Raw genomic sequence first — 17,098 nt, forward strand, 5'->3', positions numbered from 1 at the left:
GAGCGCCACGGAAGCGTTGGTCACCGGGGAACCACCGCTGGTGACGTTGCCGGTGACCCGCTGGGCGAACGCCGCCTGTGTGACTGTCAAGGGTCGGACCAGCGGCGTGAACCGGCCCGTCGGACTGGAAACGCGAAACAAATGCTGGCCATCGGAGCGCGAAAACTCGGGACCGGAGTTGAAACTGAGGCTGGTTTGGATGCTCGCGTTGGTCGCCCCATCGTCGTCGCCGGGGACGTTGACGTCGCGAATTCCGTCGAAGGACGTGACCTGGCCTTCCGTGTCCTTGAAACTTTGGACGAGCAGATCGGCAACATCGACGACGCCGTTGTTGTTCAGGTCGAGGAACCGCTCGACGAGCACCGTCTCGCCGTTGGTGAGGCCGGTGATTTGCAAAGTGATGGAGCCGCTGTAGGTGTTGCTGATGGAGGACGGGTTGATCGTAAAGGTCGCGGCGTCCGCCAGAGGCACAAGGGAAAGGGCGACCGCCGACAAAGCGATTGATAATCCACGACCAAAAATCCGATGGAGATGCTTGTTCATGTGTTTCGACAGTGGTGAATGAAGGCGAGAGGCAGAGGAAGACGGTTCTTCATTACAGGTCATCTTCTAAGCGAACGGAGGAGCCAACACAAGTTGAATGTGATTGCGGGTGTCGGGGAGCGAGGGTCCCGGAGCCGCGCGGACTGACGTCCAAGATGCGCCGTGGCAGATGGAAGCCCGGGACATGGGTGGTTCACAATTCGTGCTGCCAGGTGGTTTGTGAGTTGCCGGACACGGCGCCGGCAGTAAACTCGGCTCGTGATCCGCAACATCATTTTCGACTGGTCTGGGACGCTGGTGGACGATCTCCCGGCGGTGTGGCGGGCGTCGAACCACGTTTTCAAGCAGGCGGGTGTGGCGGAGATGACCCTCGACCAGTTTCGCACCGAGTTTTCCCTTCCATTCAAGGACTTTTACGGCCGTTACGTTGCGCACATTCCACTGCCGCAACTGGAAGAATGGTTTCACCGTCATTTCAAACAGGTCCAGCACCTCTCCAGTGAACTGCCCCATGCGCGCGATTTCCTGGAATTCTGCCGCGGGAGCGGAATGCGCACGTTTTTACTGAGCACGATTCACCGGGACCATTTCGCGGCGCAATCCGCGATGACCGGGTTCGACCGCTTCCTCGACCACCCGTACATCGAGGCATGGGACAAGCGATCGTGGATTCTGGAGATTCTCGAACGGCATGAATTGAAAGCGGAGGAAACGTTGTTTATCGGTGACATGCAGCATGACATTGAGACGGCGCATCACGGCGGGGTTTTCTCCTGCGCGGTGCTCACCGGTTACAACCGGCTTGAGCAATTGCGGGCGAGCCAACCCGACCTCATCGTTGAGCATCTCGGCGAATTGCGCGACATCCTGGAACGAAACCAGTTTGAACTCAAACGCGGCGGCCCGCAGTCTCCGGGCGGGACGGACGATCGTCCGGTCGTCACCGTCGGCGCGCTCATTTACGACGAGGCCGGTCGGGCGCTCATGATTCGCACGCAGAAATGGTCGCAGCTCTGGGGCATCCCCGGCGGCAAGGTAAAATTTGGCGAGAGTTCCGTCGAGGCGTTACGGCGTGAAATCAAGGAGGAGACGAATCTGGACATCGAAGACGCCCGGTTCGTGCTTGTGCAGGATTGCATTCACTCGAAAGAATTCTATCGCGACGCGCATTTTGTTCTGCTGAATTACTCCTGCCGTTGCGTGGGTGAACCGCGGGTAAAGCTGAATGAAGAAGCGCAGGAATTTCGCTGGGTCGGCGAAGATGAGTTGCTGGCGATGGAACTGAACCGCCCGACACGGATTCTGGTGGAAGCGGTATTGAAGGAAAAAGGGCCCCGCGCGGCGGGCCCGCGTTGAGGTCACCGGCGGATGGATAAAATCATCATCAGCGATCTGGAGGTCTATTACCGTGTTGGCGTGCCCGAACAGGAACGGGCAAGCGCGCAGCGGCTGCTCATTAGCGTGGAAATGACCCGCAATGTCTCCGGGGCGGCCGAGTCGGAAGACCTGACGAAAACGATCGATTATCACGCGGTGACGCAGCGGTTGCTCAGATTCGGAGACGGCCGAAGTTGGAAGTTGATCGAAAAGCTCGCCGCCGACATTGCAGGCATGATCCTGGCGGAATTCATGCCCGGCAGCGTCACAGTCGAAGTCAGGAAGTTTATCATTCCGGAAGCGCGCCATGTCGCTGTTCGGCTGACGCGCAATCCATCCGGCTGATCAGGGATTTTTCGGAGGGGCAAAGCCGGGAAGCTTTGCGAGTTGGGCGCTGACCTCGGTTGGTTTTTTGGAGTCGTTCAGGGACAGCGCCGCCGCCGCGCCGGAGGCGTACGCCGCCGAAGCGGATGTTCCGGTAACCAGGTAGGCCTGGCCATTGAAATAAATGACAGATGCTCCCGGCGCCACCAAGGACACGAAATCCCCGTAATTGGCCCAACTGGCGATGTCACCGTTCCTGGCTCCTGCCGTAACCGCCAGGACATTCGGATTCGCGGCGGGATAGGTGGGAGTGGCGACGTGCTCGTTGCCCGCCGCGGCCACGAGCAATACTCCCTTGGCGCGTGCCTGTGCGAGGACATCATCCAAAAGAGGGCTGTCGCCCGTGCCGCCGAGACTGAGGTTCACGATCTGCGCGCCCTGGTTGACCGCCTCTACGACAGCGCGCGCGACATCAAACATCGAAGCGGATCCGTTATCGCCGTAAACGTCGATGGGAAGGAACCCGATGGAGGCGGACGCGGGATCGGTGAGTGCCTTGCCAAGCGCGGACCAAAGGGTGTCCATCATTGCCGTCCCATGCGTCACCTGGCTGGAATCAGGATTAGCGTCGCCCGCCAGCGAAATCTTGTTCATGAGGTAATCCGCCCACGGCTCTCCTTGCGATTGGATGGGCGTGTCCACCAGAGCCACCACAAGTTTTCCCGGCGAATCCGGTGGAGCCAGTTTGAAGGAAGGCGGGGCCGGCGAACTCATCGCCAACGGCTGCAATTGGCCGGGTGGGGCGACTGAATAATTATTTTCAACTGATGCGACGTCGCTGTCGTTTTCCAGTTCCGCACGGGCCGATTGTGCGGCTGCGGCGTCGTCGAATTGCAGCCTGTAGGCGTTGAGACCGTCAATGCGACCGGTGACTTTTGCGCCAAGCCGTTTCGCGAGTGCGTCGATGGTCTCCCTCGCGCCGGGCTTGAGCCGGACAACCAGTTCGTTCGGGACGGGCCTGGAGGAAGGACCATTCGTGGATTTTCGCGCGGCCCGGATGAGTTGCGTCGCGTCATGCACCGAGCTGCGGTAAATGAAGAGCTTTGCCGGACCGTTCGTTTGCGGCAGGAGCGCGAAATTCAATTCGCCGAGCAGACGTTTGAGAGCGTCGGCGGGGTTCAGTTTGCGGAACCGAGTCGTGACGGTGTAGTGAGTGTCGGGCTCGACGTAAATCTGCCATCCGGTCGCCGACGCGATGGACTCCAACACCTTGGGCAGCGGCCACGATTCAATTTGTGCGTCCACTTCGTTCAAGCGGGTGTGCCAGCTCAAGGAATCCGCGGCGCGTACGAACGTTACCGGCGTGAACCCAAGGATTGCCGTCAGAAGCACAGGATTGAACCAACGTTGAAGCGTTATTCTCATCAGCGACGCATTCGTTTCTATAGAGACACTGGCGGGCCGGATACGTTTCAATTTACTCCGATAACCTTGTCGTTGCCAAGAACTTCGCGTCCCGCAGCCGATTGAGCTTTGCACAGTGTACTGCCGTCGAAGCGTTCGCAAGGAGCCGGATTTATTGGAAGTCCGGTGTGACGTCGGGGCGCGAATTCCAGCGGGTTTCCGACTTTCACCTTGCGATGGTGCTGTTCGATTTGTTACAGAAAGACCCACTTATATGGCAGCAATCGGGCGGTTTCAAAAGGGTGACGACATTTTTTACGCGAAGGTGGTTGATGGCGAACTGTTCCGCCTGCAAGGGGACGTGTTTGGATCCCCATCCTTCGAAAAGAAGGCGGTCCTGTCCAAGGGAATCAAGACCCTCACACCGGTCAGTCCTTCCAAGGTTGTCGCGGTCGGATTAAACTACGCCGATCACGCGCGCGAGTCGGGCAAACCGGTTCCCAAGGAACCGTTGTTCTGGTTGAAGGCGCCCACGTCGCTGCTGCCGGACGGCGGCAAGATCGAGATTCCGTTCAACCACCATCGAACGGATTTTGAGGCGGAACTGGCCATTGTGGTCGGCCGCCGCATTCGCAACGTCACGCCGGCCGCCGCCGCACGCTACATTTTCGGTTACACCGCCGCGCAGGACGTGAGCGACCGGACCATTCAAAACTCCGAGAGCCAGTGGGCGCGCTCCAAATCGTTCGACACGTTCACTCCGCTGGGACCGTACGTGGAAACGAAAATCGACCCGCACGATCTGACGATTCAACTGTTCCAGAACGGGCAACTGCGTCAGAACTCAAACACCAGCCAGCTCATCTTCAACTGTTACCAGCTCGTCAGCTTTGTCTCGACGAACCTCACCTTGTTGCCCGGGGACATCATCCTGACCGGGACACCCAGCGGCGTGGGACCGATTGAGTCCGGGGACAGGCTCGAGGTCCGCATCCAGGGACTGGCGCCGCTGGTCAACACGGTCAAATAGACACGCATCGGTCGATGTGAGACCCGGGTGCGGGACCTCGCGCGCGTGATTTCCATCTTTGCTCTCGACACCCGGAACCCGACTCTGAACCATCTTTTTTATGCGCTGGACACAGACTTTCATTCCCACACTCAAAGAGACTCCGGCGGACGCGGAAATCACCTCGCATAAACTGCTGCTGCGCGCCGGCCTCATGCGCAAACTGACCGGCGGCCTGTACACGTTCCTGCCGCTGGGATTGCGGGCGCTGCGCAAAGTCGAACGGATCGTCCGCGAAGAAATGGACCGGACGGGCGCGCTTGAAGTCCTCATGCCCGCGCTGCAGCCGCCTGAAATCTGGCAGCAAAGCGGTCGCTACCAGACCGCCAGCGACGTGTTGTTCCATGTGAACGACAGGACGAAACGCGAATGGCTGCTCGGGCCGACACACGAAGAGGTCATCACGACACTGGTGGCGGGCGAGATCAGTTCCTACCGCCAGCTCCCGAAGGCCTTTTATCAGATTCAGACCAAGTTTCGTGACGAAATCCGCCCGCGCTTCGGGCTCATGCGCGCGAAGGAATTCGTCATGAAGGACGCCTATACCTTCGATGTGAGCGACGAAGCGGCCCAGGCCAGCTACCGGAAGATGTACGACGCATACACGCGTATCTTTCAACGGTGCGGGCTCAAAGCATTCCCGGTCGAGGCCGACACCGGTGTGATGGGCGGCAAGTTTTCCCACGAGTTCATGGTGCCCGCCGAAACCGGAGAGAACGAGGTCGTGTACTGCGATGGTTGCGGCTACGCGGCGAACATCGAAAAGGCAACAAGCGCGGTGAGCAAACCCGAAACCGCGGGCCAGCCGGCCGCGGTTGAAAAACTCGCCACGCCCGGCGTCCTGACCATCGAAGCGCTTACGAAGGCTCCGTACAACGTCCCGGCCGCACGGCAGATCAAAACGCTGGTGTACCTCGTCGAAAGCAGGCTTGCGCTGATTTTGCTGCGCGGCGATCACCAGTTGAATGAGGCAAAACTGGCCGGTGCTTTGGGAACACCACAGTTTCGGCCCGCTACCGCCGATGAAATCTTCACGGGACTCGGGGCGCATCCCGGCAGTCTCGGCGCATTGACCGCCACGCTGAAAGGCGCCGTTACCGTGTACGCGGACGAATCGTTGCGCGGCGCGGCAGGCATGACGACCGGCGCCAATGAGGACGGCTTTCATTTCCGCAACGTGTCCATCGAGCGCGACATTGGCGTGAAGGCCTGGGCCGATCTGCGGCTTGTTCAGGCGGGCGAAACCTGTTCCCAATGCGCGCAGCCGCTCAAAATCCGGCGGGCGATCGAAGTCGGCCACGTGTTCAAGCTGGGAACCAAATACAGCGTTGCGCTGGGAGCGCTGTTTCTGGACGAGGCGGGCAAACAGCGGCCGGCCATCATGGGTTGCTACGGCATCGGAGTGACGCGCACGCTCCAGGCAGTCATCGAACAGTGCAACGACAGGGACGGCATTATCTGGCCGTTGTCCGTCGCGCCATACTGCGTCTGTATCACGCCGCTGGGCATTGCTCCCGGCGGGAGCGTGATGACGCTGGCCGAGAAAATTTACGCCGAACTTTCCGCGCACGGCGTGGACGTGATTCTCGACGACCGCGATGAGCGGCCCGGCGTGAAATTCAAGGACTCGGAATTGATCGGCTTTCCCATCCGGCTCGGGATCGGCGAAAAATCCCTGGCGAAAGGGGAAGTGGAAATAAAGCCGCGCGCGAGCGCCATGATTCCTGCGAAGGCCGAAGAGGCGGTTTCCAATGTCCTCGCGCTTCTGCAACAATGAAGATTGCCTGGTGTGCTTGCCGCCCGTGTGCCTCGAAACGCACGGTTGACGTCGCCGTCGTCGAAGTTTAATTTTGGGCCCGCCCAAACAACGCCGGATGCACGAGTCCGGCGCAAACCGCAGAAAGTGTGATTGCCATGCAAACATCCACTCCACTCCCCCAAAAGATGTATTCCTCCAGGACGGCGTTCACATTGATCGAGTTGCTGGTGGTGATCGCTATCATTGCAATCCTCGCCGGCATGTTGCTGCCTGCGCTGGCCAAAGCAAAGACCAAAGCCCAGGGCATCGGATGCCTGAACAACGGCAAACAGTTGATGCTTGCCTGGCGCCTTCAATCCGATGACAACAACGACATTCTTCTGGCAGCCGAGGACGGCTTCACGCCCGGGCGAAGCAACTGGTGTTCGGGCGTGCTGGACTTTACGAGCGCGCGCGTGAACTGGGACATCACCAATGACCTTGTTAAAAGTCCCATCTGGCCTTACACCGGCAACAGCCGCGGTATCTACAAATGCCCCGCGGACCGGGCAATGGTAAAAAATAACCAGGGCCAGAGCATGCCCCGTGTCCGTAGCATCTCGATGAGCCAGGTATTTGGCCATGGCAGCTGGCTTCCCGCCAGCGTCTGGAAGATTTACGACAAACAGTCTGTGGTTGTCTCACCGGCCAGGACGTGGGTTTTTGTGGACGAGCACCCGGACAGCATCAACGACGCGGCGTTTGCCAACCAATGCAACGGCGCCGACCAAAAAGGCTCGGCCCAGATCATTGACATGCCCGCCAATTTTCACAACGGCGCCTGTGGCTTTTCGTTTGTGGATGGCCACGCGGAGGTCCACAAATGGATCGGTTCAAAGATTAAAAACTCGCGCGTCCGATACGTGATTATGCCGTTGCCGGTCGGCGCGGCGGGTGACTCCTGGGTGGACGTGCAGTGGATGAAGGAGAATTCAACTGTCACAATAAAATAACGGTGGCTGCCTCTGGGCCTGCCTGCTGCAGAAAAGTCTGGCGCCGATCTCGTTTGATCGCGGCAACGCATGCAGGCTGTGTGCGTCGTAACGCACAGTTGACCGAAGGTGTCTCGTAGCATAGCATTGAACAAAACTCAGTTCCGTAGTTTTCAGTCAAATGGCTTTAAACTTTATGCAAACATCAAAAGCGACAACCGCCCAACCAAGAGCAGCTCTGCGACCTCACGGCTTCACGCTGATTGAACTGCTCGTGGTCATTGCCATCATTGCCATTTTGGCAGGTCTTCTGTTGCCCGCGCTGGCAAAAGCCAAGACCAAGGCGCAGGGGATCCTATGCATGAACAATGGCAACCAGATGATGAAAGCAATGTTTCTGTACGGAGGGGATTTTAATGATCTATTACCACCAAACCCGGACGATGGCAATCAGGTCGATTACCACAATTGGTGTTCGGGAACAATGTCAAGCAGTCCCGATAACACGAATGTAACCCTGTTAACCAACCCAAAGAAGTGCTCTCTTGCGAACTACATGGGAAGTTCAGCCAAGATTTTCAAATGTCCGGCCGACACGTCCCTTCAATTTTTTCCTTCGAAAAGGGGAGCCCCGCGCGTTCGTAGCTTCTCTATGAGTCAAGCGGTAGGCACGGATCCGTATCCGCCAAGTTTGGGACAGCAACCCGTCAATGGTCCTTGGCTTGATGGTAACCACGGCAATACCCGCAACGGCCGGTACTACGTGTACGGAAAGTTTGGTGATTTTGTAGTGCCCGGCCCCTCAATGACCTTCATTTTTCTCGACGAAGATCCGTACAGCATTAACGACGCTGGATTCGCGGTGGGCATAGCTAAACCTGCGCAGTGGATTGACTGGCCGGCGAGCTACCATAACAAAGCGTGCGGCTTTGCTTTTGGTGACGGGCATTCTGAAATCCACAAATGGATCGACAGCAGAACGATCGTTAAAAACGGCAATGTTTCGCGCCTGGTCGTGCAGAATCCGTTGAGTCCGGATATGGTTTGGCTGGCAACAAGGACCTCGGCGATTAAGTCCACAGGCGGCATCGGCTTTTAAGGATCTTTTTTGTGGACTCGTCTGCGGTCGACCTAAGCTCACGCTCAGGCACGGTGGGGTTCGCACTTTTCGTTGAGACCCCTGTCCTTTCGGAAAATGGCCTTCGCCTAATTCGATTGAATCGAGTTTGATGCGGGAAGGCGCATGTTCGAACTGTTAAAGGCAGATTCCGATTCCAAAGCACGGCTCGGGCGCCTGACCACGACGCGCGGTGTCATTGATACACCGGTCTTCATGCCGGTCGGCACACAGGGCAGCGTCAAGGCGCTTGATCCGCGCGAGCTGCGTGAGATGGGGACGCAGATCATCCTCGGGAACACCTACCATCTTTCCATCCGTCCGGGCGTTGAAATCATCCGCGAGGCCGGCGGATTGCACCGGTTCATTCACTGGCCGCACCCGATCCTGACCGATAGTGGCGGATTCCAGGTGTTCAGCCTCGCCAAAATCCGGAAGGTGAAGACGCACGGTGTCGAGTTCCGTTCCCATCTGGACGGTTCATTGCTGTTTCTTGGTCCCAAAGAGGCGATGGAGATCCAGCGTGCGCTGGGTTCGGACATCGCAATGGTGTTCGACGATTGTCCGTCGCACACCAGCACGCCCCGCGAATTTCGCGGCGCGGTCGAGCGGACGATTCGCTGGGCGAAGGAATGCCGCGAACAGCCACGCGCGCCGGGACAACTCGTGTTCGGCATCGTCCAGGGCGGCGCGAACGCGGCCTTGCGCGAGGAATGCGCGAAGGCGCTGGTCGCGATGGAATTCGACGGCCATGCCATCGGCGGTGTGAGTGTGGGCGAGCCGGAGCCGGAGATGTTCAGGGCGGTGGAACTGACCGAGCAATTTCTTCCGCGAGACCGCCCGCGCTATGCGATGGGGCTGGGCACGCCGGCACAACTGGTCGAGCTGGTGGCGCGCGGGGTGGACATGTTCGATTGCGTGCTGCCGACCCGTGTGGCGCGAAACGGAACGGCTTTCACGAGGAAGGGCACCGTGAGCGTGAAGGCGGGTTTCAACAAGGCGGACTTCCGGCCCATCGAAGAGGGCTGCGAATGTTTTGCCTGCCGCCATTTCACCCGGGCCTACCTGCGCCATCTGCTCAATGTGAACGAAATCCTCGGTCTGCGCATGGTCAGCGTGCACAACAGTCATCTCTATTTGGAATTGATGGCCGACATCCGCGCGCATCTGGCGGCGGGGACGTTCGCGGAGTTCCGCCGCGATTTCGCGGCGGATTACGTTCCGACAAAGAAGGTGCTTCTGGCCCGGGAGAATTCGGAAAGATAATCTTCACGCCGGACCCGGGGGCAATGCCGGTTCTGCGCCAGCCGAGGTTGGCCGGGCCACGCGGCGTCCATCGAGTTAAAACGCTTGCCAAACGTGGTCGCGTCCCTAGATTTAGCGACTCTTGACTCGAAAGAAATGACCTTTTTCGCCTTGAACACCCTGCTGGCGGACGCGGCACCGGCTGCCGCGCCGCAGGCGCCGGGCGTGGAGCAACTCGTCAAGGGCCCGCTGCCCCTGATGGTCATCATGTTCGCTGCTCTCTACATCATCATGATCCGGCCGCAGCAAAAGAAGGCAAAGGAACACGCGCAGTTGCTCAAGACGCTCAAGCCGCGGGACAAGGTCGTCACCAGCGGCGGCGTGATGGGCGTTGTCGTCAGCGTCCAGGAGAAATCGGTCACCATCCGCTCGGCCGACACGAAACTGGAGGTGCTCAAGAGCGCCGTTTCGGAAATCACTGAACGGGCCGCGGGCGAGGGGTAATTCTCTTTTCATGAAGCGCAATAATTTCTGGAAGTGGGCGTTCGTCGTCTTCATCGTGGCCTGGGCGTTGTGGGAGATCAACCCGCCGACCAACGGCGATCTCGTCGAGGAATTCAAGAACCGCGCAGTCAACACCGACACCAATTTCACGGCGATACTGGACCGGGTCCGGCAACTGCAACAACAGGCGCCGGGACGCGCATTCGCGAACCTGCAGGAGGCCGTCGGGACGAACAGCATCACGCGATACTTTCCGTTTGTGAACGCGGCGACGGAGGACGACCCCACGCTGGCCATCCTGCACCGTTTGCAACGCGACGCCGCGGGCAAGGTCAAACTCGGTCTCGATCTTCAGGGAGGCTCTTCGTTTCTCGTGGAGATGGACACGAACCAGATGGCCCAAGCCGAGCAAAAGAGCCGGGCGCTTTCACAGGCGGTCGAGGTGCTTCGCAAGCGGGTGGACCAGTTTGGAGTGGCCGAACCGCTCATCCAGCCCGAGGGCGACAATCGCATCCTGATCCAGTTGCCCGGCCTGTCCGAACAGGACAAGGACAGCGTCAGAAAGAAGATACAACGCACCGCGTTTTTGGAATTTCGTCTGGTGCATCCTCAGAGCCACGAACTGATCAGCCAGGGTTTGGGGGCCATTGGTTACACGAACATGGTCTATCGTTCCCGGCCGAAAAACGGGCAGGTACAGGTCACGCATTACCTGATCAAGAAAACTCCCGAACGGGGTCTGACCGGGAAATACGTCAAAAACGCACGGCCCATCATGGATCCGGGGACGGGTCAGCCCGAAATCGAATTTACGTTGAACGACGAAGGAGCGGCCCTGTTTGCCGACGTGACCAAGGACAATGTGGGCAGATATCTGGCCATCATTTTGGATGGCGAAGTGAAATCAGCACCGGTCATCAAAGGACAGATCCCGGGCGGCAGAGGTGTTATTGAGGGGGATTTTACCGTGGAAGAAGCGTACGACCTGGCCAGCGTGCTGATGAATCCGCTCGAAGCGCCGGTCAGGATCGTCGAGGAACGGAGTGTGGATCCTTCGCTGGGCAGGGACTCGATTCGGAGCGGCATCAAGGCGTCGATCATCGGCACGATTTTCGTTTCTGTCTTCATGCTCGTCTATTACATGTTCGCCGGCCTGGTCGCGAATGTCGCCCTGATCACGAACATCGTCATCACGATGGGTGTCATGTGTTCGCTGAGCACAACGCTGACACTGCCGGGCATCGCCGGCATGGTGCTGACCATCGGCATGGCCGTGGATGCCAACGTGCTGATCTATGAGCGCATCCGCGAGGAACTGGCCAAGGGGAAGTCCATGCGCGGCGCACTGGCGGCGGGATACGACCGCGCGTTCGGCACGATTTTCGATTCGCATGTGACCACGCTGATTTCCTCGGTGATTTTGATTTTCATGGGCACCGGGTCGGTCAAGGGTTTCGGCTTCACCCTCACCTTCGGCGTGGCCTCAAGCCTCTTTACGGCGCTGATTGTGACCCGGATTATTTTTGACTGGGTGCTCGAGCGCGGCTGGCTCAAATCGCTGCGCATGCTGCACCTCATCCGGAGCGTGAAACTCGACTTCATGAAACTGGCCAAACCGGCGTTCATCCTGTCGTGGACGATCATCCTGATCGGTCTGGGTTACGGCGTGTCGCGCGGCTCGAAACTGTTCGGGGTGGATTTTGTCGGCGGTGACACGACGACGTTCGGTTTTCAGCAAAAAGTGGAGGTCGAGAAGGTGCGGGATGCACTGACCAGGGTGGGCGAAAAGGAATCCCTGATCCAGTATCAGGGCGGGGTCGGCGGCGGCGCGGAGACTTTGCGTGTGACCACCTCGAAAGATTCGGCAAAAAAGATCCAGGAGGAGCTGACGAAGGAGTTCCCGCAGGCGAAATTCGAGGTGAAGGGCCAGGAAAGCGTCGGGCCGACCGTCGGGAAGGAGATTCAACAATCAGCGGTCATCGCCTCGCTGCTGTCCCTGTTTGGCATTCTGGTTTACGTGGCTTTCCGCTACGAGTTCTCCTTTGCCGTCGGCGCCGTGGTGGCGGTCATTCACGACGTGTTGATGACCATTGGATGCTACTGCATGGCCAACGGCGTCTCCGGACGCGAATTCAACGCGACCGTGGTGGCGGCGGTCCTGACCATCATCGGCTTTTCCATCAACGACACCATCGTCATCTTCGACCGCATCCGCGAGGATTTGAAGCTGGGCGTGCGGGGTTCGTTCAAGGACCTCATCAATCAGGCACTCAACCAGACCCTGAGCCGCACCATCATCACCTCGGGCACGGTATTTCTGGCGACCATAGCCCTCTACATCTTCGGCGGCGGGGTCATCAACGACTTCGCATTCACGTTTCTCGTCGGCATCATCACCGGCACGTATTCGAGCATCTACATCGCCAGCGCGCTCGTGTTGTGGTGGCACAAGGGCCATCGTCCCAAGGGGGCCACCCCGCAGTTGGCGATGGAAAACTCCGCGACGACCGGCGTGACGCGGCCCGCCCGGGCGGTCTGAGCGCGGGGCCATGTTCGGCCAGATTGAAATCACCCCGCTTCACTGGGCTGGTTTCATCGCCATCGTCCTCGTTTTTCTGGCGCTCGATCTCGGTGTTTTTCATCGGCGCGCGCACGTCGTGAAATTCAGGGAGGCGCTGCTGTGGACCACCGTTTGGTGCGTCTTGTCGCTCGTGTTTTGCGGCGCGCTGGCGAAACTCCGGAACCGGCAGGAATCGCTTGAGTTTATCACCGGCTACATCATCGAGCTGTCGCTGTCGATGGACAATGTGTTCGTCATCGCGGTCCTCTTCGCCTATTTCCGCGTGCCGCTCGAATACCAGCACCGGGTATTGTTCTGGGGAATCCTCGGGGCGCTGGTCATGCGGGGCGCGATGATCGGGCTGGGCGCGGCGCTGATTGACCGCTTTGACTGGATGCTTTATGTGCTGGGCGCGGTCCTCGTGTTCACCGGTGTCCGCATGATCCTCGTGGGCGACAGGCCGCCCGATCCGGAAAAAAACATCGTCATCCGCGCCGCGCGCAGGCTTTTTCCGGTGACCGCGGAATTCAACGGGCAGAAGTTTTTCGCGTCCCTCAACGGGCGGACCGCGCTGACGCCTCTGGCGCTCGTGCTGCTGATGGTGGAAACGACCGACCTGCTTTTCGCCGTGGACTCCATCCCGGCGATTTTCGCCGTGACCAAAAAGCCGTTCATCGTTTTTACGTCGAACGTTTTTGCCATTCTCGGCCTGCGCTCGCTCTATTTCGTGCTGGCCGGGGCGATCGGTTATTTTCGCTTCCTCAAGGTCGGTCTGTCGCTCGTGCTGTGTTTCATCGGCACCAAGATGTTGCTCGGCGCCTGGGACGTTGACATCTCCATCACGGTCTCTCTCGCTGTCGTGGCCTCGATCATCCTGACCTCGGTCGTTTTCTCGGTCCTCGCGGCGCGCCGGGAGCAGTCCACCGGGGACAAGGCGGGACGTGATCCTGAAGCGGATTCGCCGTGAAGGCGACTCCGGCCGCCGCGCGGACTGAACACCGATGAAATATCGCTGGTCCATCGCGCCGTCACAGCCGCTCATGGCGGGGCCGCTGGCGGGCGAACTCAAGATTTCGCCCATGCTGGCCCAATGCCTCGTCAATCGGGGCGTGACCCAACCGGACCGCGCCGCGGATTTCCTCCAGCCCCGGTTGAACCAGTTGAGCGACCCGTTTCTGTTGCCGAACATGGCGGCGGCAGTTGACCGGCTGTTTCTGGCGCGAGGCCGGGACGAGCCGCTGGTCATTTTCGGTGATTACGACGTTGATGGGGTGACCTCAACCGCGTTGCTGACGGAGGTGTTGGGCGCGCTCGGCTGGCGGGTCAGCCATTACCTGCCGCACCGTCTCGAGGAAGGCTACGGACTGAGCCAGGACGGCGTGGAGAACTGCCTGCTCAAACATCCCGTCAAACTTGTGCTGGCGGTGGATTGCGGATCGACCGCGGTGTCCACGGTTGACTGGCTTCGTCAGCGCGGGGTGGATGTCATCGTGCTGGATCATCACCAGGTGTCGAGTCCGCCGCCCGCGGCGTCGGCGCTCGTAAATCCCCAACTCGCGGTCGCGGCCGGATCGCCGTTCAACGGGCTTTGCTCTGTCGGACTTGCGTTCAAGCTGGCCCACGCGATTGTGAAACGCGGGCGCGAAACGGGTTTGTCTGGCGCCGCGGAATATGATGTGCGCCCGTTGCTCGACCTGGTGGCGCTGGGGACGGTCGCCGACCTCGTCCCGCTGTCCGGTGAAAACCGCATTCTCGTCGCAATCGGGCTTCAACGTCTGAACGCGACGCAACGGCCGGGGTTGGTTGCGTTGAAAACGGTCGCTCAAACCCCGGCGCTCATCGGTATTTATGAAGTCAGTTTCCAGCTCGGCCCGCGACTCAACGCGGCAGGCCGGCTGGAGACAGCGGCGGCCGCCCTGGATCTCCTGCTTGCGCGCAGCCTGGCGGAAGCCGAACCGCTGGCCCGCGAGTTGGACGCGCAAAATCGCGAGCGGCAGCAAATCGAACGCGGCATCGCCGGAGAGGTCATCGGCGCGGTTCGCGCGAAATTCAATCCGGAGACGGATTATGTCGTGGTCGAAGGAAAACTGCTCTGGCACATCGGCGTGGTCGGCATCGTGGCGTCGCGGGTTCTGCGCGAGTTCTACCGGCCGACAATCATCCTGGGCGGCGAGGGGAACGAATGGCGGGGATCGGGACGGAGCATCGAGGGATTCGATCTCGCGGCGGCGTTGCGCGAATGCGATGACCTGCTGCTGCGGCACGGCGGTCACGCAATGGCGGCGGGCCTTTCTGTCCGTCCTCAGAATCTCGATGCGCTGCGTGAGCGGCTTAACAATCTGGCCCGGCGGACGCTGACGCGCGAACAACTTCAGCCGCTGCTTCGACTGGACGCCGAGGTCCGTCTGGTTGATTTGACACTCGAACGGTTGAAGGAATTGCGGCGTCTGGAACCGATCGGGCAGGGGAACCCGCCGGTGCAATTCGTCGTGCGCGATGTCACGCTCCAGCGTCCTTCACAGCGGATGGGTCGCGAGAAACAGCACGCGAAACTTTGGATCACCGACGGACACGCCGTCCGCGAGGTGGTTTGCTGGAACCATGATGAGGCGGCGCTCCCGTCCGGCATTTTTGATCTGGCCTTCGCTCGGCAAATCAACGAATACAGCGGCGTGCGCTCGGCGCAATTGAAATTATTGGATTGGCGATCGGTTCATTAGGCTTGTGAAACGTCGCCTTAACTTTCTTGCCTTGGTCTTGCTAGGATTTCTTTCTATTGCTGAGTGGTTTTATTCTTTTGGTTTACATGACGACGCCAAGTTTATTTTGGACGTTTTGACCGCCTTTTCTGTCATTGTTGCGATTCTCATGGCTCTCTTCGGCGATGCACTGAGGCAACATTTCGATCCGATTCGGCTTTCTATCGGGATTCCTGAAGTCACAAACAATTTCTTAGACAACCCTGTCTTGAAGGGAAAGCCTACTGCCGTCTATTGTCATCACCTGATGGTAAAAAACCACTCACCGCATCGAGTGATCGAGAGCTGTCGCGTCTGGCTTGTTGCGATACTTGACCAAGACCCTAATGGTGAATTTGGAGGAAAAGGGAAAGTCCAATTTGCCGTTCCTCGGCTGATGGAGTGGGCACCGAAGGAATACTCTAAAGACAAAAGATCTTTTTCGGATTCTCAGGTCTTTGATTTTGGAGAGTTTTTCCCCGAATGCGGCCTATTTAAGCTTCGAATATTAGAAGAACAAGGAGGTTATTTCACTCCAGACTGTAGGCCAGGAAACAAGCGGAGATATGTGTTTCACGTAACGGCCGACAATTATGTAAGGTCGGATCGGTTTACAGTAGAAGTCAAAAGCAACTTCCATAAACCGGAATTTGATTGGCCCTATCCGTTCAAATCGGAAGTAAAGGTTGTTTCTCACGAACATTGAGCCATGACTTCTGCCGTCATCGTTGCCGCCGGCAAGGGCACCCGCATGGGGCCGGATGTGGACAAGCTCTTTCTGGAGATGGCAGGGCGCCCGGTCGTGGCCCACACGTGGCAGCGGTTCGACAAGGCGGCGTGCGTTGACGAAATCATTCTGGTCGTGCGCGACACGATGCAACCGGCCTTCGCCGAGCTGGCGAAAAGATTTCGCTTTCAAAAACCGCACCGCGTGGTCGTCGGCGGAAAAGAAAGGCAGGATTCGGTCTGGAACGGATTACAGAGTCTGGACCCGGCGGCGGAAATCGTGGCGATCCAGGACGGCGCGCGTCCATGCACTTCGGAAAAGGTGATCGGTGACACCGTTCGGGCCGCGCGCGAAATCGGCGCCGCGGTTGCGGCGCAGCGGGTCACGGACACGATCAAGGAATCCGACGGCGACTCACTGATAGCCCGGACCGTGGATCGCTCGAAGCTTTGGGCAGTGCAAACACCGCAGGCGTTTCGCGTCGAGGTCATCCGCCGTGCATTGAGCGCGGTGCGGCAGAAAGGATTGCTGGTGACCGACGATACCGCCGCGTGTGAACTGATCGGGCAGGCGGTCAAGCTGGTCGAATGCGTGGCGCCCAATCCGAAGGTGACCGTGGCGGCTGATTTGCCATATATCGAACGGGTTTTGCTCGGTGTGAAGTCGTCCGCGTGAAGCTGCGCGAGGCGCGGGTTTCGACAAACCGCGACGACGGGCCCGGCGTCGCCAAGCCCGCCCTTGCCAATTGGACGACGGCCCG

Annotated in this window: 15 protein-coding genes; 13 read left to right on the forward strand and 2 right to left on the reverse strand. The window is 59.1% G+C overall.

Features of this window, described 5'->3' with window-relative positions:
* Positions 1-543 (reverse strand): hypothetical protein (locus VN887_20215; protein HXT42344.1); only part of this gene is annotated, 543 nt, incomplete at its 3' end.
* 258 nt (positions 544-801) lie between these two features.
* Between VN887_20215 and VN887_20220 the strand changes: the two genes are divergently transcribed.
* A complete protein-coding gene (locus tag VN887_20220) occupies positions 802-1,899 on the forward strand; it encodes an NUDIX domain-containing protein (GenBank protein HXT42345.1) in 1,098 nt (365 codons plus the stop codon).
* Positions 1,900-1,911: 12 nt separating this feature from the next.
* Positions 1,912-2,265 (forward strand): dihydroneopterin aldolase, encoded by a 354-nt coding sequence (locus tag VN887_20225; GenBank protein HXT42346.1) that lies wholly within the window; start codon positions 1,912-1,914, stop codon positions 2,263-2,265.
* On the opposite strand, the gene VN887_20230 is transcribed toward VN887_20225, so the two are convergent.
* Entirely contained in the window at positions 2,266-3,669 is a 1,404-nt protein-coding gene (locus VN887_20230) for a S8 family serine peptidase (protein ID HXT42347.1), read from the reverse strand.
* A gap of 253 nt (positions 3,670-3,922) precedes the next feature.
* Between VN887_20230 and VN887_20235 the strand changes: the two genes are divergently transcribed.
* The 11 genes from VN887_20235 to ispD all read left to right on the forward strand — a co-directional run bounded on the left by VN887_20235 (position 3,923) and on the right by ispD (position 17,013).
* Complete coding sequence (locus tag VN887_20235) at positions 3,923-4,678, forward strand: fumarylacetoacetate hydrolase family protein (protein ID HXT42348.1); 756 nt, start codon at positions 3,923-3,925, stop codon at positions 4,676-4,678.
* A 100-nt stretch (positions 4,679-4,778) separates the two neighbouring features.
* A complete protein-coding gene (locus VN887_20240; GenBank protein HXT42349.1) occupies positions 4,779-6,494 on the forward strand; it encodes a proline--tRNA ligase in 1,716 nt (571 codons plus the stop codon).
* 137 nt (positions 6,495-6,631) lie between these two features.
* Complete coding sequence (locus VN887_20245) at positions 6,632-7,468, forward strand: type II secretion system protein (protein HXT42350.1); 837 nt, start codon at positions 6,632-6,634, stop codon at positions 7,466-7,468.
* 175 nt (positions 7,469-7,643) lie between these two features.
* The gene (locus VN887_20250; GenBank protein HXT42351.1) at positions 7,644-8,546 is read left to right on the forward strand and encodes a prepilin-type N-terminal cleavage/methylation domain-containing protein; all 903 of its coding nucleotides are present in this window, start codon (positions 7,644-7,646) and stop codon (positions 8,544-8,546) included.
* A gap of 144 nt (positions 8,547-8,690) precedes the next feature.
* Entirely contained in the window at positions 8,691-9,830 is a 1,140-nt protein-coding gene (gene tgt / locus VN887_20255; GenBank protein ID HXT42352.1) for a tRNA guanosine(34) transglycosylase Tgt, read from the forward strand.
* A gap of 135 nt (positions 9,831-9,965) precedes the next feature.
* Entirely contained in the window at positions 9,966-10,313 is a 348-nt protein-coding gene (gene yajC / locus VN887_20260; GenBank protein HXT42353.1) for a preprotein translocase subunit YajC, read from the forward strand.
* A 10-nt stretch (positions 10,314-10,323) separates the two neighbouring features.
* A complete protein-coding gene (gene secD / locus VN887_20265; GenBank protein ID HXT42354.1) occupies positions 10,324-12,852 on the forward strand; it encodes a protein translocase subunit SecD in 2,529 nt (842 codons plus the stop codon).
* A gap of 10 nt (positions 12,853-12,862) precedes the next feature.
* Positions 12,863-13,840, forward strand: coding sequence for a TerC family protein (locus VN887_20270; GenBank protein ID HXT42355.1), 978 nt, complete (start codon positions 12,863-12,865; stop codon positions 13,838-13,840).
* 34 nt (positions 13,841-13,874) lie between these two features.
* A complete protein-coding gene (recJ, locus tag VN887_20275) occupies positions 13,875-15,593 on the forward strand; it encodes a single-stranded-DNA-specific exonuclease RecJ (GenBank protein HXT42356.1) in 1,719 nt (572 codons plus the stop codon).
* A 4-nt stretch (positions 15,594-15,597) separates the two neighbouring features.
* Positions 15,598-16,317 (forward strand): hypothetical protein, encoded by a 720-nt coding sequence (locus VN887_20280; GenBank protein HXT42357.1) that lies wholly within the window; start codon positions 15,598-15,600, stop codon positions 16,315-16,317.
* Positions 16,318-16,320: 3 nt separating this feature from the next.
* Positions 16,321-17,013: a 2-C-methyl-D-erythritol 4-phosphate cytidylyltransferase gene (ispD, locus tag VN887_20285; protein ID HXT42358.1), complete on the forward strand. Its 693-nt coding sequence runs from the start codon at positions 16,321-16,323 to the stop codon at positions 17,011-17,013.
* Positions 17,014-17,098: the final 85 nt, after the last annotated feature.

It is taken from the genome of Candidatus Angelobacter sp. (genome assembly GCA_035607015.1).
Taxonomy (GTDB): Bacteria; Verrucomicrobiota; Verrucomicrobiia; order Limisphaerales; family AV2; genus AV2.